16 protein-coding genes and 1 pseudogene are annotated in these 17,509 nt (G+C 63.0%); 10 read left to right on the top strand and 7 right to left on the bottom strand.

The genetic code is table 11. From position 1 onward, the window contains the following. The first annotated feature begins 85 nt into the window (after positions 1 to 85). Positions 86 to 3,796 (top strand): methionine synthase, encoded by a 3,711-nt coding sequence (gene metH / locus ACN0X6_RS04620; RefSeq protein WP_417702481.1) that lies wholly within the window; start codon positions 86 to 88, stop codon positions 3,794 to 3,796. A gap of 152 nt (positions 3,797 to 3,948) precedes the next feature. Next, the gene (gene osmE, locus ACN0X6_RS04615; RefSeq protein WP_417702479.1) at positions 3,949 to 4,284 is read left to right on the top strand and encodes an osmotically-inducible lipoprotein OsmE; all 336 of its coding nucleotides are present in this window, start codon (positions 3,949 to 3,951) and stop codon (positions 4,282 to 4,284) included. Positions 4,285 to 4,325: 41 nt separating this feature from the next. On the opposite strand, the gene ACN0X6_RS04610 is transcribed toward osmE, so the two are convergent. Then, positions 4,326 to 4,460, bottom strand: coding sequence for a hypothetical protein (locus ACN0X6_RS04610; RefSeq protein WP_417702477.1), 135 nt, complete (start codon positions 4,458 to 4,460; stop codon positions 4,326 to 4,328). 56 nt (positions 4,461 to 4,516) lie between these two features. Continuing rightward, on the bottom strand, positions 4,517 to 4,810 hold the full coding sequence (locus ACN0X6_RS04605; protein ID WP_074678475.1) for a DUF1883 domain-containing protein: 294 nt from the start codon (positions 4,808 to 4,810) through the stop codon (positions 4,517 to 4,519). A gap of 139 nt (positions 4,811 to 4,949) precedes the next feature. On the opposite strand from ACN0X6_RS04605, the gene ACN0X6_RS04600 reads away from it, so the two are divergent. The 4 genes and pseudogenes from ACN0X6_RS04600 to ACN0X6_RS04585 all read left to right on the top strand — a co-directional run bounded on the left by ACN0X6_RS04600 (position 4,950) and on the right by ACN0X6_RS04585 (position 9,080). Then, on the top strand, positions 4,950 to 5,975 hold the full coding sequence (locus tag ACN0X6_RS04600; protein WP_417702475.1) for a DUF5924 family protein: 1,026 nt from the start codon (positions 4,950 to 4,952) through the stop codon (positions 5,973 to 5,975). 15 nt (positions 5,976 to 5,990) lie between these two features. Then, a complete protein-coding gene (locus ACN0X6_RS04595) occupies positions 5,991 to 7,031 on the top strand; it encodes an RNA methyltransferase (protein WP_417702473.1) in 1,041 nt (346 codons plus the stop codon). 165 nt (positions 7,032 to 7,196) lie between these two features. Continuing rightward, positions 7,197 to 8,222: pseudogene (locus tag ACN0X6_RS04590) on the top strand (cache domain-containing protein); the annotation flags it as partial. A 30-nt stretch (positions 8,223 to 8,252) separates the two neighbouring features. Then, entirely contained in the window at positions 8,253 to 9,080 is an 828-nt protein-coding gene (locus ACN0X6_RS04585; protein ID WP_397428113.1) for a methyl-accepting chemotaxis protein, read from the top strand. Between the two features lie 69 nt (positions 9,081 to 9,149). Here ACN0X6_RS04585 and ACN0X6_RS04580 read toward each other — a convergent pair whose 3' ends face one another. The 4 genes from ACN0X6_RS04580 to ACN0X6_RS04565 are packed head-to-tail and all read right to left on the bottom strand — an operon-like array spanning position 9,150 to position 12,924. Continuing rightward, a complete protein-coding gene (locus tag ACN0X6_RS04580; protein WP_417702471.1) occupies positions 9,150 to 10,226 on the bottom strand; it encodes a polyamine ABC transporter substrate-binding protein in 1,077 nt (358 codons plus the stop codon). Between the two features lie 48 nt (positions 10,227 to 10,274). Then, positions 10,275 to 10,616: a cupin domain-containing protein gene (locus ACN0X6_RS04575; RefSeq protein WP_160018062.1), complete on the bottom strand. Its 342-nt coding sequence runs from the start codon at positions 10,614 to 10,616 to the stop codon at positions 10,275 to 10,277. Between the two features lie 34 nt (positions 10,617 to 10,650). Continuing rightward, entirely contained in the window at positions 10,651 to 12,057 is a 1,407-nt protein-coding gene (locus tag ACN0X6_RS04570; RefSeq protein ID WP_417702469.1) for an NAD(P)/FAD-dependent oxidoreductase, read from the bottom strand. Positions 12,058 to 12,102: 45 nt separating this feature from the next. Beyond that, the gene (locus ACN0X6_RS04565) at positions 12,103 to 12,924 is read right to left on the bottom strand and encodes a helix-turn-helix domain-containing protein (protein ID WP_417702467.1); all 822 of its coding nucleotides are present in this window, start codon (positions 12,922 to 12,924) and stop codon (positions 12,103 to 12,105) included. A 119-nt stretch (positions 12,925 to 13,043) separates the two neighbouring features. Here ACN0X6_RS04565 and ACN0X6_RS04560 point away from each other — a divergent pair, with 119 nt between their 5' ends. Beyond that, positions 13,044 to 13,271: a DUF2970 domain-containing protein gene (locus ACN0X6_RS04560; RefSeq protein WP_417702466.1), complete on the top strand. Its 228-nt coding sequence runs from the start codon at positions 13,044 to 13,046 to the stop codon at positions 13,269 to 13,271. Here the strand turns inward: ACN0X6_RS04560 and ACN0X6_RS04555 are convergent, their stop codons facing one another. Next, on the bottom strand, positions 13,272 to 14,300 hold the full coding sequence (locus tag ACN0X6_RS04555) for an ABC transporter substrate-binding protein (RefSeq protein WP_417702725.1): 1,029 nt from the start codon (positions 14,298 to 14,300) through the stop codon (positions 13,272 to 13,274). It lies immediately after the preceding gene. 465 nt (positions 14,301 to 14,765) lie between these two features. Here ACN0X6_RS04555 and ACN0X6_RS04550 point away from each other — a divergent pair, with 465 nt between their 5' ends. The 3 genes from ACN0X6_RS04550 (at position 14,766) to ACN0X6_RS04540 (ending at position 17,449) form a co-directional block, all read left to right on the top strand. Continuing rightward, complete coding sequence (locus tag ACN0X6_RS04550; RefSeq protein WP_417702464.1) at positions 14,766 to 16,424, top strand: nitrite/sulfite reductase; 1,659 nt, start codon at positions 14,766 to 14,768, stop codon at positions 16,422 to 16,424. Then, entirely contained in the window at positions 16,408 to 16,905 is a 498-nt protein-coding gene (locus ACN0X6_RS04545; RefSeq protein WP_064494784.1) for a DUF934 domain-containing protein, read from the top strand. Before ACN0X6_RS04550 ends, ACN0X6_RS04545 begins: the two co-directional genes overlap by 17 nt. Positions 16,906 to 17,047: 142 nt before the next feature. Beyond that, entirely contained in the window at positions 17,048 to 17,449 is a 402-nt protein-coding gene (locus tag ACN0X6_RS04540; RefSeq protein WP_417702462.1) for a transcriptional regulator, read from the top strand. The last annotated feature ends 60 nt before the right edge of the window (positions 17,450 to 17,509 follow it).

The raw sequence follows: 17,509 nt of genomic DNA, 5'->3' as shown, positions 1-17,509 counted from the left end.
TCATGGAAAGTCCTCTGACGCTCCAGAACCCTGCAGCTTTGCTATCATCGCGCCCCTCTGTTTTCGCTTTGCTCAGGTAGTTCTCATGTCCGATCGCAGCGCCCGCCTCCACGCCCTCCAGCAAGCCCTGAAGGAGCGCATCCTGATCCTCGATGGCGGCATGGGCACCATGATCCAGAGCTACAAGCTGGAAGAGGCCGACTACCGTGGTGAGCGCTTTGCCGACTGGCCGAGCGACGTGAAGGGCAACAACGACCTGCTGCTGCTCAGCCAGCCACAGATCATCGCTGCCATCGAGAAGGCCTATCTGGATGCCGGCGCCGACATCCTGGAAACCAACACTTTCAATGCCACCCAGGTGTCCCAGGCCGACTACGGCATGGAAAGCCTGGCCTATGAGCTGAACCTGGCCGGTGCCCGCGTAGCCCGTGAAGTGGCCGATGCCAAGACGTTGGAAACCCCGGATCGCCCGCGCTTCGTCGCCGGTGTGCTGGGCCCGACCAGTCGGACCTGTTCGATCTCCCCGGACGTCAACGATCCCGGCTACCGCAACGTCACCTTCGACGAACTGGTCGACAACTACACCGAGGCTACCCGTGGCCTGATCGCCGGCGGCGCCGACCTGATCCTGATCGAGACCATCTTCGACACCTTGAACGCCAAGGCAGCGATCTTCGCCGTGCAGCAGGTCTTCGACGAAGACAGCGTCGAGCTGCCGATCATGATTTCCGGCACCATCACCGATGCCTCCGGCCGTACGCTGTCCGGCCAGACCACCGAGGCATTCTGGAACTCGGTGCGACACGCCAAGCCAATCTCCGTCGGTCTGAACTGCGCCCTTGGCGCCAAGGACCTGCGCCCCTACCTGGAAGAATTGTCGACCAAGGCCGACACCCATGTGTCCGCCCACCCCAACGCCGGCCTGCCCAATGCCTTCGGTGAGTACGACGAATCGCCCGCCGAGATGGCTGCGGTGGTCGAAGAGTTCGCCGCCAGCGGTTTTCTGAATATCATCGGCGGTTGCTGCGGCACTACGCCGGGGCATATCCAGGCCATCGCCGAGGCCGTGGCCAAGTACCCGCCACGCGTGATCCCGGACATACCCAAGGCCTGCCGCCTGTCCGGCCTCGAGCCCTTCACCATCGACCGCAACTCGCTGTTCGTCAACGTCGGCGAGCGCACCAACATCACCGGTTCGGCCAAGTTCGCCCGCCTGATCCGCGAGGAAAACTACACCGAGGCGCTGGAAGTCGCCCTGCAGCAGGTGGAAGCCGGTGCCCAGGTGATCGACATCAACATGGACGAGGGCATGCTCGACTCGAAAGCCGCCATGGTCAGGTTCCTCAACCTGATTGCCGGCGAGCCGGACATCTCCCGCGTGCCGATCATGATCGACTCCTCGAAGTGGGAGGTGATCGAAGCCGGCCTCAAGTGCATCCAGGGCAAGGGCATCGTCAACTCCATCTCGATGAAGGAAGGCGTGGAGCAGTTCAAGCACCACGCCAAGCTGTGCAAGCGCTACGGCGCCGCCGTGGTGGTGATGGCCTTCGATGAAGCCGGACAGGCCGACACCGCTGCACGCAAGAAGGAAATCTGCCAGCGCAGCTATGACATTCTGGTCAATGAAGTGGGCTTCCCGCCGGAAGACATCATCTTCGACCCGAACATCTTCGCCGTCGCCACCGGCATCGAGGAACACAACAACTACGCGGTCGATTTCATCGAGGCCTGCGCCTTCATTCGCGACAACCTGCCCTATGCACTGAGCTCGGGCGGCGTGTCCAACGTGTCGTTCTCGTTCCGCGGCAACAACCCGGTGCGCGAGGCGATCCACTCGGTGTTCCTCTACTACGCGATCCAGAATGGCCTGACCATGGGCATCGTCAACGCCGGCCAGCTGGAAATCTACGACGAGATTCCCAAGGAGCTGCGCGACAGGGTCGAGGACGTGGTGCTCAACCGCACACCCGGCGGCACCGACGCCCTGCTGGCCATCGCCGACCAATACAAGGGTGACGGCGCCGCCAAGGAAGTCGAAAACGAAGAGTGGCGTTCGCTGTCGGTCGTCAAGCGCCTGGAACACGCGCTGGTCAAGGGCATCACTGCCTTCATCGTCGAAGACACCGAAGAGTGCCGCCAGCAGTGCGCGCGTCCCATCGAAGTCATCGAAGGCCCGCTGATGAGCGGCATGAACATCGTTGGCGACCTGTTCGGCTCGGGCAAGATGTTCCTGCCCCAGGTGGTCAAATCCGCCCGCGTGATGAAGCAGGCCGTGGCGCACCTGATTCCCTTCATCGAAGCAGAGAAAGGTGACAAGCCGGAAGCCAAGGGCAAGATCCTCATGGCCACGGTCAAGGGTGACGTGCACGACATCGGCAAGAACATCGTCGGCGTGGTACTGGGCTGCAACGGCTACGACATCGTCGACCTGGGCGTGATGGTGCCGGCGGAGAAGATCCTGCAGACCGCCATCGCCGAAAAATGCGACATCATCGGCCTGTCCGGCCTGATCACCCCGTCGCTGGACGAGATGGTCCACGTTGCCAAGGAAATGCAGCGCCAGGGCTTCACCCTGCCGCTGATGATCGGCGGCGCCACCACCTCCAAGGCGCACACGGCGGTGAAGATCGACCCGCAGTACAGCAACGACGCGGTGGTTTACGTCACCGACGCTTCGCGCGCCGTCGGCGTGGCCACCCAGCTGCTGTCCAAGGAACTCAAACCCGACTTCGTGCAGCGTACCCGCGACGAATACGTGGTCGTGCGTGAGCGTACCTCCGCGCGCGCCTCGCGCACCGAGCGCCTGAGTTACGACAACGCCATCGCCAACAAGCCGAAGTTCGACTGGCCGAGCTATAGCGCACCGAAGCCGAGCTTCACCGGCGTCAAGGTGCTGGATGATATCGACCTCAACGTGCTGGCCGAGTACATCGACTGGACGCCCTTCTTCATCTCCTGGGACCTGGCCGGCAAATACCCGCGTATCCTCACCGATGAAGTCGTCGGCGAAGCGGCCACCGCCTTGTTTGCCGATGCCCGGCAACTGCTGAAAAAACTCATCGACGAGAAGCTGATCAAGGCGCGCGCGGTGCTGGGTTTCTGGCCGGCCAATCAGGTGCGCGACGACGATATCGAGGTGTATGGGAACGATGGCGAGCAGTTGGCCACCCTGCACCACCTGCGTCAGCAAACCATCAAGCCCGATGGCAAGCCGAACCTGTCGCTGGCCGACTTCGTCGCGCCCAAGGACAGCGGCGTGACCGACTACGTCGGCGGTTTCATCACCACTGCCGGCATCGGCGCCGAGGAAGTGGCCAAGGCTTACGAGGCCAAGGGCGACGATTACAACGCGATCATGGTCAAGGCCCTGGCCGACCGCCTTGCCGAAGCTTGCGCCGAATGGCTGCACGAGCGCGTGCGCAAGGAATACTGGGGGTATGCCAGGGACGAGCAGCTGGACAACGAAGCGCTGATCCGCGAGCAGTACAAGGGCATCCGCCCCGCCCCCGGCTACCCGGCCTGCCCGGATCACACCGAGAAGGCCACGCTGTTCAAGCTGCTCGACCCCGAGGCCGACTACCACAAGGCCGGCAAGAGCGGCGTGTTCCTCACCGAGCACTACGCCATGTTCCCGGCGGCGGCGGTGTCAGGTTGGTACTTCGCCCACCCCGAAGCGCAGTATTTTGCCGTGGGCAAGGTCGACAAGGATCAGATCGAGCAGTACAGCAAGCGCAAAGGTCAGGACGTCGCCGTCAGTGAACGCTGGCTGATGCCGAACCTCGGCTACGACGACTGATTGAAAAGAGCCCGCATTCGCGGGCTCTTTTCATGCGCGAAGCGACGACCGCGAGGCGAGTCGCGCCGATCATCGAAATACTCGAACTCTCCTGCATGAGCGCAGCTCCAAAACATGTCGAGCCATTTCGGCTCAATCGACGGAGCGATGACATGTACAAGCACAGCCTTGCAGTACTGGCCGTAGCGACCGCGGTGAGCGGTTGCTCGACCTTCGAGAACCCGGCCGATTACCTGACCTTTCGCAACGAGCCACTGGTCAAGCAGGTCGACGATGGCATGACTCAGGAGCAGGTGCGCACCCTCGGTGGCCCCCCCTCTTCGGACGTGCGTAACAGCGTCACAGGCGGCACCTGCAACAACTATGTGCTCAATGTCGACGGCCTGGAACAGCCCTATTACGTGGATTTCGACGTCGATGGTCGGGTCGACAGCAAGGGCTTCATGACGTGCGAACAACACCAGGGCAACCAGCGCGAGAGGCTCTGAATGCGATCGGCCCCGCTGCAGGCAGCGGGGCTGTTGATTGCCTAGAAGATCAGTGACAGCAAGCCAATCACCACGATCAGGCCGATGATGAAAATGACACCGACGGTTCCTCCGAGAAACTTCAGCATACTGACTCTCCTTTTTCTGGGTTCATCGGTTCTGACTTCGTCCGGCATGACCTCGTTTAGTCTTTTTCTTCAGCGCCGTGCGACGTACGGCATGGGTCTCGCCATCAAGCGCCCGGGCGACGGACGATCTTGATGCTGTATTCCATCTGCGGCTTGCGCGTCACGCTCACCGCTTTACGGCTCACGGTATCCAGCGTGATGTTCCAGAAACCGCTGGAGGGCACGCGGATCTTCGCCGGGAACTTGATGAAGGCGCCGCCGTGATAGCTGTGACGACCACGATTCCTGAACGCGCGGAAGTTGGCATCGTTCATCAGGCGGATGTTGCAGGGCTGCGAACATTGGATGACCACCAGATCGCCCTCTTCCAGATGCTCGCGTTGATGGATGAATTTCATCGTTTTCGGACTCGGTGGTGAAACGGGGGCGCAATATTGCCGCAAGCGGCCCGGCACCGCCAGCACAGCTGACGACTCGCTTGCAGCCAAGGCTCGCGCTACCTAGGATGCGCGCCCAACACTGCCATTTGCCGCTGCCATGAAAGTCGTGCTCGACCGCATCCCCACGCTGATCGCCCTGCTGCGCCGTTACCCGGGCCTGGTCGCCCTGTTCGGCTTCTGCTCGGGCGTGGCCAGTTTTCTCCTGGTCGACCGCCAGGCGCATCTGGCCAAGGTGCTGGGCGTGGTGTTGCTGGTCAGCTGGGTCTGGTTGATCCTGGAGAACCTGCTGCGCGAACGCATTGCCCGGCGCTTCGGCTTCGAGTTGCCGCTGCCGCTGCTGCGCTATGGCACGCAGATGATCCACCAGGAAAGCCTGTTCTTCGTCCTGCCCTTCTTCTTCATCACCACCACCTGGAACAGCGGGCAGTTACTGTTCAGCGGCCTGCTGGCGATCGCCGCCCTGGCCTCGATCACCGACCCGATCTACTACCGCTGGCTGGCGCCGCGCCGCTGGCTGCTGCTGATCTTTCACAGCCTGGCGCTGTTCGCGGTGATGCTCACCGCGCTGCCGATCATCTTTCACCTCAGCACGCCGCAGAGCTACCGCATCGCCCTGCTGGTCGCCACGGTGCTGGCGCTGCCGAGCCTGCCCGGCCTGATCGGCTTCGCTGGCTGGCGACGCATCGTGCTGCTGGCCGCTCTGCCGCTGGCGATGGCCAGCGCCGGCTGGATGGCGCGGAGCTGGGTGCCACCGGCAACGCTGTGGCTGACCGAGGTGGCGATCAGCGACCATTTCGACGGCGCGCAACGTACGCCTGGCGAGAGCCTGCAACAGATCAGCCCGGAACGACTACGCGCCGACGGACTCTACGCCTACACCTCGATCAACGCGCCACGCGGCCTCAACGAGCGCATCTACCACGTCTGGCAGCACAACGGCCAGGAAGTCGAGCGCATTGCGCTGGACATCAGCGGGGGACGCAAGGAGGGCTATCGCGCCTGGACGCACAAACTCAACTTCCCGGCCTCGCCCGAAGGCCGCTGGCAGGTGCGGGTCGTTACCGAAGCCGGGCAGATGATCGGCGTGCTGCGCTTCGACGTGGTCGCTCCCAAGGCCAAGTGATAGCATGCGCGCCCCATGCAGCTCACCGAACTCAACCAACGCCTCGCCGACCTTGGCGCCAAACCCCAGCATATCGGGCGCATCACCCGTGCCTGGCTGCAGGGCAAGGCGTTGGATACCGGCACCAAGCACCAGAAGACCGAGAACTTCCTGCCACTGACGGTACGCGAAGGGTTGCCGGCCATCGCCAGCGAACTGGATGCACTGGCCCGGCTGCGTTCCGAACACCCTGGCGCCGATGGCTCGGCACGCCTGCTGGTGGAGTTGGCCGACAAACAGATGGTGGAAAGCGTACTGCTGCCGCGCGATGGCCTGTGCATCTCCAGCCAGGTGGGCTGCGCCGTGGCCTGCGTGTTCTGCATGACCGGCAAGAGCGGCCTGCTGCGCCAGCTCAGCAGCGCCGAAATGGTCGCCCAGGTCGCCCTGGGCAGGCGCTTTCGTCCGGTGAAGAAAGTGGTGTTCATGGGCATGGGCGAGCCGGCGCACAACCTCGACAACGTGCTTGATGCCATCGACCTGCTCGGCACCGAGGGCGGCATCGGTCAGCGCAACCTGGTGTTCTCCACCGTTGGCGACCCACGGGTGTTCGAGCGCCTGCCCAAGCAGCGCGTGCGCCCTGCACTGGCGCTGTCACTGCATACCACCAACGCCGAACTGCGCCAGCGCCTGCTGCCCAAGGCGCCGCGCATCGATCCCGAAGAGCTGGTGGAACTGGGCGAGGCCTACGCGCGCACCATCGACTACCCGATCCAGTACCAGTGGACCCTGCTCAAGGGCATCAACGACAGCCAGGAAGAGATGGACAATATCCTGCGCCTGTTCAAGGGCAAGTTCGCCGTGCTCAACCTGATCCCCTACAACAGCCTGGAAGCCGACGACTACCAGCGTCCCGACGGCGAGCGCATCGTCGAGATGGTGCGCTATCTGCACAGCCGTGGCGTGCTGACCAAGGTGCGCAACTCGGCCGGCCAGGATGTCGACGGCGGTTGCGGCCAATTGCGCGCCCGCGCGGTGGATGTGGTCAATACCAGTCGCCTGCACAGAAAGCGCGACTGACAACGCGCGAAATTCTACGGCTCAAGAACGGCGCCTGCGAACCGATACAGAAGCGTACAGAGAGACCACACGTCCAGCAGGCAAAACGCCAGCACTGTACTAGGTTTGCAAAGAACCGCATTGCATGGATGCAGCCCCGTCGTCTTGGCGCCCAGGAGCCCATTCATGAAAATCGCCCACAAGGTCGGTATCGCCGCCGCTACCGTGCTGTTCCTCACCACCAGCTTGCTGTCGCTGTCCCAGGTCAGCCAGGTTCGCGACACCCTGCGCAGTCAGGTCGAGTCGAGCATTGCCGAATCGAGCAATGCCCTGGCCAGGCAGATCGAGAACTGGCTCAACGCCAAGTTGCGTCTTGTCGATTTGCTGTCGCAGACCATCGACAGCAACTACAGCCCGGAGGAAAACCAGCGCGTATTCAACGCACCGCTGCTCAAAAGCGAGTTCATTCTGGTTTTCGGTGCACTGGAAGCCGACGGCAAACCGATCAAGAACAGCGACGACTGGAAACCCAGTGCCGACTGGGACGGACGCAAGCGCCCCTGGTACGCGACCGGCAAGGCTGGCAACCAGGCAGTGCTGACCGAACCCTACGTCGACTCCACCACCAATGAAATCCTCATTTCCGCCGTGGCCCGGATCAGCGACGCCGGCCAGTTCCTCGGCGTGTTCGGAGGCGATATCCGCCTGCAATCGGTCGCCGATGCAGTCAACACCCTGGACTTCAATGGGGCCGGCTACGCCTTCCTGCTCAGTCGTTCGGGCAATGTCATTTCCCACCCCAATGCCGAGTACAACGGCAAGTCCTACAGCGACCTGTTCGACGGCCAGACTCCGGCGCTGGGCAAGGAACTGCGCGAAGTCGAAGCCGGTGGCAAGAACCTGCTGGTCTCCTTCACCCCGCTACCCAACCTGCGCGGCATGGACTGGTACATCGGCGTGGTGCTGGACGAGAGCGTGGTGATGGCCGAAGCCAACCGCCTGACCTGGCTGGCCGTGGTCGGTACCCTGGTCGGCGTGGCCATCAGCCTGGTGGTGCTGGGCCTGCTGATGAACAGCCTGCTCAAGCCGCTGAGCCTGCTCAGCACCTCGTTGCGTGAGATCAACAGCGGCGAAGGTGACCTGACGCGCCGCCTGGCGATCACCAGCAACGACGAGATCGGCGAGCTGTCGCAGGAGTTCAACCGCTTCCTGCAGACCCTGCAGACGTTGATTGGCGACGTCATGGGCAGCTCGCACCAGGTCCGCGAAAGCACGGCCCTGACTTCGAACGAGTCGGAGCAGGCCGCCCGCCGCCTGCAGGAACAGCTGCAGGAGCTGGATCAGCTGGCCACCGCCATGCAGGAAATGGCCTCCACCGCCGAAGAGGTGGCACGCAATGCCCAGGCCGCAGCCCAGGCTGCCGTTGCCGCCAACGAAGAAACCGAGAATGGCGTGCGCGTGGTGTCGCAATCGAGTTCGGCGATTCGCCACCTGGCCAACGAAATGGACGAAACCAGCCACGCGATCAACGAACTGGCCAAGCTCAGCCACAACATCGAGTCGATCCTGCAGGTGATCACCAGCATCGCCGAACAGACCAATCTGCTGGCACTGAACGCCGCCATCGAAGCAGCGCGCGCCGGCGAGTCCGGCCGTGGCTTTGCCGTGGTGGCCGATGAAGTGCGCTCGCTGGCTTCACGCACGCAGCAGGCGACTCAGGAAATCCGCCAGATGATCGATCAGCTGCAAGGCGGTGTACGCCAGGCCGAAAGCCGTATGCAGCAGAGCCGCGACACGGCCAGCAAGACCGCCGAGGACGCCGGCGCGGCCAACGACATGCTCGGCCGTATCCGTGAGGCGATCACCCGCATCAACGACATGAACCTGCAGATCGCCACGGCGGCCGAAGAACAGAGCGCGACCACCGAGGAGATCAACCGCAACACCACCAACATTCGCGACATCAGCCACGAACTGGCCGGCGGCGCCGAGCAGCAGGTGCGCCAGTGCGCCTCGATGGTGGAGCAGGTCGGGCAGCAGGATCGCCTGCTTGGTCGTTTCAAGGTCTGAACCATGAGCGATTGAATGACGCACAGGAAAAGCCCCGGCATGCCGGGGCTTTTTTCATCGAGTAGACGCTCAGACGCCGCTCTTCACCTTGCTCCAGATACGCGTGCGCACCCGATCGATCTTCAGCGGCATGGCCTCCAGGGTGTACAGCTTGTCCATCACCGACTCCGGCGGATACACGGTCGGGTCCGCCTTCAGCGCCGGGTCGACCAGAGCGTCGGCCTTGGCATTACCGTTGGCGTACTTCACGTGATTGCTGATGGCCGCCATCACTTCGGGCTGCAGCAGGTCGTTCATGAAGGCGTAAGCACCCTCCTCGTTGCCGGCATCGACCGGCATGGCCACCATGTCGAACCAGATCGGCGCGCCTTCCTTGGGAATCTCGTACTGGATCTTCACGCCGTTGCCCGCTTCCGTAGCGCGCGCACCGGCCTGCATGATGTCGCCGGAGAAGCCCACGGCCATGCAGATCTCGCCGTTGGCCAGATCGCCGACGTACTTGGAGGAATGGAAATAACGCACGTTCTTGCGCATCTCCATCAGCAGCGCCTCGGCACGCTGGTAGTCCTCGGGGTTCTTGCTGTGGTGTGGCAGGCCCAGGTGATGCAGGGCGATTGGCAGCATTTCCGGGCCGTTGTCGAGGATCGCCACGCCACACTCGTTGAGTTTGGCCAGCTTGGCCGGGTCGAACAGTACGTCCCAGCTGTCCATCTTCGCGTCATCGCCCAGCACTGCGCGCACCTTGTCGACGTTGTAGCCGATACCGGTGCTGCCCCACAGATAGGGGAAGCCGTGCTCGTTGCCCGGATCGTTCACCTCCAGCGTCTTCATCAGCACCGGGTTGAGGTTGTTCCAGTTCGGCAGCTTGCTGCGGTCGAGCTTCTTCAACGCACCGCCCTGAATCTGCCGGGCCATGAAGTGGTTGGAAGGAAAGACCACGTCGTAACCTGAACGGCCGGCCATCAGCTTGGCGTCCAGGGTCTCGTTGCTGTCGTAGACGTCGTAATGGGTACCCAGGCCGCTGCTCTTTTCGAACTGCTTGAGGGTGCCCGGGGCGATGTAGTCGGTCCAGTTGTAGATGCGCACGCTATCGGCGGCATGAGCGGTGCCGGCCAGGATCAGGCACGGCAGGAGTTTCTTCAGCATGGGATACCTCGTGAGTTGTTGTTCTAGGCAGTACTGAAAAATGCTGACTCAGAAGATCAGCACATAGGTCTTGCGCACCGTTTCTTGTATGTCCCAGATGCCGAGGGTATTGGCCGGCATCATCAGCGCGTCGCCGGCGCGAATCTCGATGGGCTCGCCGCCGTCAGGGGTGAAGGTGCAACGCCCCGCCACGAAGTGGCAGAACTCCTGCTGGACGATCTGCCGGCGCCAGCGCCCCGGCGTGCATTCCCAGATACCGGTCTCTACGCCGTCACTGCGCTCGACGCTGGTGGTCGAGGTAACTGCCACCGGCTTGCTCAGGGGCACGGCGACCGGGTTGGACGCGTCCAGGGCGACGTTGGGGGTGTCACGAAAATGGGTGATGTTCATGTGGACTCCGGATCAAAGGACGGCTGGCACTCGCTCAGCCCATCAGGCCTTCCATGCGCGCCGCCACCGCTTGCGCCAGACGCCGGCGCCAGGCCGGGCTGCGCGGGTTGGCGAGCACCTCGTCCTCATGGACGAAGCTGCGGATGATGGCGTTGTAGCCAAGCCAGCGGCAGGGTTCGGGCTCCCAGCGCCGCAGGCTGGAAATCGGGCTGTCACTCAATACCCAAGGCTGGCGCAGCAGCTCGCTGTCGCGGCCAAGAATCAGATCGGCCAGGGTGCGCCCGCCCAGGTTGGTGGCACCGACCCCCTCGCCGCCATAACCGCCAGACAGCGCGATGCGGTTGCGGGTGTCGCGCAGCATGTGCGGCTGGAAGCGCCGCGCCATGCCCAGGTTGCCGCCCCAGGAATGGGTCAAACGCACATTGCGCAACTGCGGGAAGATTTCTCCCATCAGGTAGCGGCGCAGGCCCAACTCGCCCTCGGTAAGGTTGAAGTCGCTGCGCAGGCGTCCGCCAAAGCGATAACCACCGCGCGCACCGAAGATCAGCCGATCATCGAGGCTGCGCTGGCCATAGGTGACCTGACGGCTGAATTCGCTGAACGCCTGTCCTCGCTCCAGGCCGATACCGGCCCAGACGTCCGCCGGCAGCGGTTCGGTGGCGACGATCAGGCTCTGCACCGGCAACTGGTGATTGCCCAGCGGCGGCAAGCTGGCAGCGTAACCTTCGATGGCCGGCACCACCCAATCAGCCGTGACGCGCCCATGAGCCGTGCGCACCAGGCCGGGCTGCCAGTCGATCACCGGGCTGCGCTCGTAGAGTTCGACACCCAGGCCCTCGACGCAGCGCGCCAGCCCCCGCACCAGCTTGGCCGGCTGGATCGTCGCGCAATGCGGGCTGTACAGCGCGCCGTAGGCATTGGCCAGGCGCAACTGTGCGGCCAGTTCGCTGGGCGCCATCCAGCGGTAATCCTCTTCGCTCAGGCCCAACGCACGCAGTTCGTCGAGATATTCACGCAGGCGCACTTCCTGCTCGGGATAGCGCGCGGCGCAATACAGCACGCCGCCCTTGCGCAGGTCGCAGTCGATACCTTCCCGGGCAACCACCGAGGCCACTTCATCGGGAATGCCGTGCAGCAGATCGAAGGACGCCTTGCGCTCGGTCGCTGGCAGACCGGCCAGCAGGCGATCTTCGCCGAGCAGATTGCCCATCAGCCAGCCGCCGTTGCGCCCGGAGGCGCCAAAGCCGGCGGTCTCGGCCTCCAGAATCACCACACGCAGCTGCGGCGCCTGGCGCTTGAGGTAATAGGCGGTCCACAGGCCAGTGTAACCCGCTCCGATGATCGCCACGTCGGCGTGCAGTTCGCTTTGCAGGCTGGGCCGCGCCTGCAGCGGATCATCGAGCTGATCCATCCACAGACTGATGTTGCGCCAGGGATTCATCCACGCCTCCGTCATCAATCGATGACACAAGGCTAGTAGTGACGATCAGTCGCTGTCTTGCGTGCGTGCCCGCGAGGAAATCTGCTTGAGATAGGCCTTGGGCGACAGCCCGGTGTGGCGTTTGAAGCAGCTGTAGAAGGCCGACAGGGAATTGAAGCCGGCGGCAAAAGCCAGCTCATCGATGCGCTTGAGGTCGCTCCCTGCCTGCAAGCCATCGAGCAGGTACTGCAGGCGCGCACGATTGACGTAGCGGTAGAAGCTCTCGCCCAGCACCTGATTGAGCAGGTGGGAAATCTGGTTGCGGCTGTAACCCGTCGCCGCCGCTACCTGCTGCAGATCCAGTTCGGGGTCGAGAAAGGGCTGGCTGCGCTGGAAATAGTCCTGCAGGTCCTGCGCCAGTTGACCGAGCTGGCGGGTCGACAGCCCCAGGCGGCTGATGGCCGGGCGCGAACTGGCCGCTTCGCCAGGGCCACGGGCCTCACGCACCAGGGTGGCATATTCGTTGATCCGCCAGATCAGCCCGTCGCGCACGGTAATGGCTTCGCCGGTGCGAAACGACACCAGCCCTTCCCCACCCTGCAGGCTGGTGCAGTACTGGATGAAGGCGGTATGGCCGTCGATGCGGATGCGGTCGACGTGCTCCAGCAGTTCGCCCGGGCGGCGCGGCAGGTTGTTCTCGACGTACTCGCGCAGATCGCCCAGGCGCATGCAGCGCTGCTGGTAGAAATCGTTGTACTCGATCTCGGGGTGGTACAGCGCCATCACCGCGTCGAGGTCGCGATGCTTCCAGCTCAGGTGGTAGCGCAGGATGGTCTCGCGAGTGCGCTCGGTCTGCGCGGCGTCGTCGGGGAAGGGATCGTCAGACATGGTCAAGGCCGGTGATCAGCGACCAGGCAGATTGCCTGATTCGCCGCCACCAGCCTAGCCCCTTCGTGGCGACTTCGCGGCTGCAGACTATGCTTGCAGGACTGACGTAGAGGCCAATCATGAGCAATCAGGACAAAGACCCCGAACAGAGCCCGCTGACCCTGCGCGAGATGTTGCAGAGCGTGCTGGCGGCAGCGCTCGGTGTGCAGAGCGGGAAGAACCGCAGCCGCGACTTCAGTCGCGGCAAGCCCAGCCATTTCATTCTGCTCGGTGTGTTGTTCACCGCGCTGTTCGTGATCGTGCTGCTGGTCACGGTGAAATTGATCCTGCACCTTGCAACTGGCTGATCAGTCCAGCAGGGATGCTATCGAGCAGTCGTAGCGCGGCTGTTGGGGCTGCGCCAGTGCGCTGAACCGGCGAAAGTCCATGTCGATGTCCGGCTGGCCAAGGCGTGCCAGCAGTTTCCGCGATTGCGCCCTGTCGACCAGACGCAACAGGGATGCCACCTGGTCCTGGCCACCGCGCGCGATGAAATCCAGATCACGGGCATGGTCACTGAGCATCACCAGGGCACAGGCACCCAGAATGAAGTGGCCGCTCGCCAGAACATCGATGCGTCCATCGATATGCGCCTGCAGCACTCGAGCCGAGTTGTTCAGAGTGGCATAGCGCAGCTCTCTGCCCTGCTCGCCCGCTGCACGCATCACGCCAAAGGCCATTGCATCGTTCGCGGACCAGACCAGGTTCACATCCGGATAGCGCGGCAACAGGCTCACCGCCTGCTCATAGGCGCGCTGCTCCTGCCACTCACCATGCACCGCCTGTACCAGACGCACATGCGGCGCCTCGTTCAGCGCACGTTGCAAACCGGCCAGACGCAAGATCGATGACGGCGTTTGCTTGACCCCGGAAAACGCCAGCAACTCGGCCGGCTGTCCCTTGGCGAGCGCGATCAGCTCGCGTCCCATCAGGTAACCCGCCTCTTCATCATTGGGAACCAGGCTACCGAGCCAGTTGCGGTGACGTTCGCGACTGCCACCGATCAGCGCCTGCTGCTCGTCGGTGAGCGTGCTGTGCAAGGCGAAAAGACCAACCTGGCTGGCCTCGAACAGGCGCAGAAGCGAAGGCCCCAGGAACTGCTCGTTGGTGAAGATCAGGTAATCAGGGTGCTCAGCGTCCAGCACCTGCCGGGCGTTGCTTAGCATGCGCGCTGGATCACGCTCGCCGTAGAGTACTTTCAGCTCGATGCCGAGATCGCCTGCGGCGTCCTGCATGTAGCGGGTGTAATCGGTCCAGAACGGCTCGTCGGAATAGCCGGGATTGAGGAAGACCACAGACGGCGCACGGGATTGTGCTGACGCCAATGCGCAGCACAGTAATAACCACAAGCCCAACACCCACCGGATCACGGCACCCCTCCCCAATCAACGGGGCGCAGTATAGGGCGCAAATGACAAAAGGCCGACCGCTAATGCGTGTCGGCCTTCGCTCTCACTGACCGCTGACCCAGAAGACCGCCGTACCTACCGCAATCAGGATCAGGCAAAAGATCGCCCAGGCATCGATAACGCTGTCGGCATTTTCCACTTCGGTGTGTTCGCTCATGGTTCCCCCCTCTTCTTGTGCTTTTGGGTGATGCACACTGCATTTAAGACCAGCCTTGGCCATCGCTCAAACCCTATGGTTATGTTCCAGAGCAGTCTTATTCCTTAAACCTAGGTTTATATATTCAAACATCACTTTTACGCATAAACCTGAGCTGGTATCGTGCCCCGGCTCCTCGGGGAGTGCGCGGCCGTGCGCGCTGATTGGCAGTAAGCAGCCTGAAAACAGGACCCTTCATGTACGTATATGACCAGTACGATCAAAAGATCGTCGAGGATCGCGTCAAGCAGTTCCGCGATCAAACCCGCCGCTACCTCGCCGGAGAGCTGAGCGGCGAGGAATTCCGTCCGCTGCGCCTGCAGAACGGTCTGTATATCCAGCGTTTCGCGCCCATGCTGCGCGTCGCCGTGCCTTACGGCCTGCTGTCGTCCGCCCAGGTTCGCGTACTCGCGCGCATCGCCCGCGACTACGACAAGGGTTATGCCCATATCAGCACCCGGCAGAACGTCCAGTACAACTGGCCGGAGCTCGAAGACGTGCCGGAGATTCTTGCCGAGCTGGCCACCGTGCAGATGCACGCCATCCAGACCAGCGGCAACTGCATCCGCAACACCACCACCGACCAGTTCGCCGGCGTGGCCAAGGACGAGATCGTCGATCCGCGCCCCTGGTGCGAAATCATCCGTCAGTGGTCGACCTTCCACCCCGAATTTTCGCACCTGCCGCGCAAGTTCAAGATCGCCGTCAACGGTGCCGTGAGCGACCGCGCCGCTATCGAAGTGCATGACATCGGCCTGGAAGCGGTGAAGAACGAAGCCGGCGAGCTGGGCTTCCGCGTTTCCGTCGGCGGCGGCCTGGGCCGTACCCCGATCGTCGGCAGCTTCATCAACGAATTTCTGCCCTGGCAGCACCTGATCAGCTATCTCGACGCCATCCTGCGCGTGTACAACCGCTATGGCCGTCGCGATAACAAGTACAAGGCGCGCATCAAGATTCTGGTCAAGGCACTGACTCCCGAGGTGTTCGCCCAGCGTGTGGACGCCGAGTGGGCGCACCTCAAGGATGGCCCTAGCACCCTGACCGAAGCCGAAGTCGCCCGCGTTGCCGCGCACTTCGTCGATCCGGCCTATCTGCCCCTGCAGGACGAAGACGCCCTGCTCGCCCAGCAGAACGCCGAACATCCCGGTTTCGCCCGCTGGCGCGAGCGCAACACCTTCGCCCACAAGAAGCCTGGCTACGTCGCCGTGACCCTGTCGCTCAAGCCCACCGGCGTAGCGCCGGGCGACGTCACCGACAAGCAGCTGGACGCCATCGCCGACCTGGCCGATCGTTATTCCTTCGGCGAAGTGCGCAATAGCCATAACCAGAACATCATCCTCGCCGACGTCGAGCAGCGTCAGTTGCTGGCCCTGTGGGGCGAGCTGCGCGAGCAAGGCTTCGCCACGCCGAACGTCGGCCTGCTGACCGACATCATCTGCTGCCCGGGCGGCGATTTCTGCTCGCTGGCCAACGCCAAGTCGATCCCCATTGCCGAAGCCATTCAGCGCCGCTTCGACGATCTCGACTACCTGTTCGACATCGGCAATATCGACCTGAACATCTCCGGCTGCATGAACGCCTGTGGTCACCACCACGTCGGCCATATCGGCATTCTCGGCGTCGACAAGAAAGGCCAGGAGTTCTATCAGGTATCGCTCGGCGGCAGCGCCGGCCGTGACGCCAGCCTGGCGCAGATCCTCGGCCCATCCTTCGCCGAAGCGGACATGGCCGACGTGATCGACAAGATCATCAAGGTCTACGTCGAGCAACGCACAGAAGAAGAAAGCTTCCTCGATACCTACCGCCGCGTCGGTATCGACCCGTTCAAGGAGCGCGTCTATGCAACGAATCATTAAGAACGGTCAGGTGGTCGACGAGACCTGGCACCTGCTGGCCAAGGACGTGACCCTGGACGTCATTCCCAACTGCGACGACATCATCGTCCCGCTGGCCCTGTGGCGCGAGCATGCGCACGCCCTCAAGGCCCGTGACGGTGGCCTCGGCGTATGGCTGGAAGCCGGTGACGAGATCGAGGAGATCGCCGATGACCTGGCGCATTTCCAGGTCATCGCCCTGGAGTTCCCGGCCTTCACCGACGGCCGTCACTCCTCCACCGCGTACCTGCTGCGCACCCGCTACGGCTACAAGGGCGAAGTTCGCGCCATCGGCGACGTGCTGCGCGACCAGCTGTTCGCCCTCAAGCGTGTCGGTTTCGATGCCTTCGCCGTGCGCGCGGACAAGGACCCGTACGATGCGCTGAAAGCCTTCGAGGACTACAGCGAGGTTTACCAGGCTTCGGCCGATCAGCCACAACCGCTGTTCCGTCGTCGCGCCTGATCACGGCAGCTGCCCCCCCCAAAAACGCCCCGACTGGTTCGGGGCGTTTTGCTTTGTGTGCCCCGCTCGCGGAATTCAGGTCGAACCGTAGTGCGTTGCTGAAGTCGGACTTCATAAGCCCATTGCATAGGGAGAGACAGCCATGAAGCATGACTGGGACCTGATCGAGCGTCTGTTGCACGAGGCGCAGAACTCCGCCGGCAAGCCGTTCGCCCCACGTCGCTATGCCGAAGACCTGGCAGCGGAACAGGAAAACGCCGGAGCCCCCGTGGACGATCTCGATCATCTACGCGCCGAGGCCACTCGCTACGAAGCGCGCCTGCTGCAAAACGGCTTTATCGAACCACGCCCGGAAGACGAAGGCGGCAACGGCGAAAATTTCGTGCTCACCGCGCGCGGCGCGCAGCTGCTGAGCATGCTCGACAGCAGCATCCCCGGCAGTGAGCGACCACGCGATGTGCTCGACGAAGCGGGTGAAGCAGCGTTGACCCCCGAAGTGTTCGACCGCCTGGCGCCCAAGGCCAATCTCAGCGAAACTCGCTGAGTAGGTAGCGCATAAACAAAAACGCCGCGCCCTTACAAGGGGCGCGGCGTTTCGTTGATC

The organism is Pseudomonas sp. (genome assembly GCF_048269965.1).
Lineage (GTDB): Bacteria > Pseudomonadota > Gammaproteobacteria > Pseudomonadales > Pseudomonadaceae > Aquipseudomonas.
This window is presented reverse-complemented; position numbering and strand designations above follow the sequence as displayed.